General features: G+C 54.3%; 2 protein-coding genes. Both read left to right on the forward strand.

The annotated features are described in order from the left end of the window. Positions 1-2: 2 nt before the first annotated feature. A complete protein-coding gene (atpA, locus tag ACRCWW_RS06105) occupies positions 3-1,544 on the forward strand; it encodes a F0F1 ATP synthase subunit alpha (protein ID WP_404659884.1) in 1,542 nt (513 codons plus the stop codon). Between the two features lie 50 nt (positions 1,545-1,594). Then, positions 1,595-1,714, forward strand: a 120-nt coding sequence (locus ACRCWW_RS06110; RefSeq protein ID WP_374257688.1) for a F0F1 ATP synthase subunit gamma, incomplete at its 3' end; no start/stop codon positions are given.

Raw genomic sequence — 1,714 nt, forward strand, 5'->3', positions numbered from 1 at the left:
GCATGCAACTGAATTCCACCGAAATCAGCGAACTGATCAAGCAGCGCATTGCTCAGTTCAATGTTGTGAGTGAAGCTCACAACGAAGGTACTATTGTTTCTGTAAGTGACGGTGTTATCCGCATCCACGGCCTGGCCGACTGTATGCAGGGTGAGATGATTTCCCTTCCGGGTAACCGTTACGCTATCGCACTGAACCTGGAGCGCGACTCCGTAGGTGCTGTTGTGATGGGTCCATACGCTGACCTTGCCGAAGGCATGAAAGTTAAGTGTACTGGCCGTATTCTTGAAGTACCAGTCGGCCGTGGCCTGCTGGGCCGCGTGGTGAACACCCTGGGTGCGCCAATCGACGGTAAAGGTCCGGTTGAGCACGATGGCTTCTCGCCAATCGAAGTGATTGCACCGGGCGTTATCGATCGTCAGTCCGTAGACCAGCCTGTTCAGACTGGCTATAAGTCTGTTGATGCCATGATCCCAATCGGCCGTGGCCAGCGTGAGCTGATCATCGGTGACCGTCAGACCGGTAAAACCGCGATGGCAATCGATGCAATCATCAACCAGCGCGACTCCGGCATCAAATGTGTGTACGTGGCTATCGGCCAGAAAGCGTCCACCATTTCCAACGTGGTTCGTAAACTGGAAGAGCACAACGCCCTGGCTAACACCATCGTTGTTGTCGCGACCGCTTCTGAATCTGCTGCACTGCAATACCTGGCGCCATATGCCGGTTGCGCAATGGGTGAATACTTCCGTGACCGCGGTGAAGATGCGCTGATCGTTTACGATGACCTGTCTAAACAGGCTGTTGCTTACCGTCAGGTTTCCCTGCTGCTCCGTCGTCCACCAGGACGTGAAGCCTTCCCGGGCGACGTGTTCTACCTCCACTCCCGTCTGCTGGAGCGCGCATCCCGCGTTAACGCGGAATACGTTGAGAACTTCACCAAAGGTGAAGTGAAAGGTAAAACTGGCTCCCTGACTGCGCTGCCGATTATCGAAACGCAGGCAGGCGACGTTTCCGCGTTCGTTCCGACCAACGTTATTTCCATTACCGATGGTCAGATCTTCCTGGAAACCAACCTGTTTAACTCCGGTATTCGTCCGGCGGTTAACCCGGGTATCTCCGTATCCCGTGTTGGTGGTGCTGCTCAGACCAAAATCATCAAGAAACTGTCCGGTGGTATTCGTACCGCGCTGGCGCAGTATCGTGAACTGGCGGCATTCTCTCAGTTTGCATCCGATCTGGACGAAGCAACCCGTAAACAGCTGAGCCACGGTCAGAAAGTGACCGAGTTGCTCAAGCAGAAACAGTATGCCCCAATGTCTGTAGCACAGCAGGGTCTGGTTCTGTTCGCGGCTGAACGCGGTTACCTCGAAGATGTGGAACTGGCGAAAATCGGTAGCTTCGAAGCCGCTCTGCTGGCTTACGTCGACCGTGACCATGCTCCGCTGATGCAAGAAATCAACCAGACTGGTAACTATAACGACGAAATCGAAGGCAAGCTGAAAGGCATCCTCGATTCCTTCAAAGCAACCCAGTCCTGGTAACGTCTGGCGGCTTGTCTTAGGGCAGGCCGCAAGGCATTGAGGAGAAGCTCATGGCCGGCGCAAAAGAGATACGTAGTAAGATCGCAAGCGTCCAGAACACGCAGAAGATCACTAAAGCGATGGAAATGGTCGCCGCGTCCAAAATGCGTAAATCGCAGGAACGCATGGCA

This window comes from Scandinavium sp. (genome assembly GCF_051650185.1).
Classification (GTDB): Bacteria; Pseudomonadota; Gammaproteobacteria; order Enterobacterales; family Enterobacteriaceae; genus Scandinavium.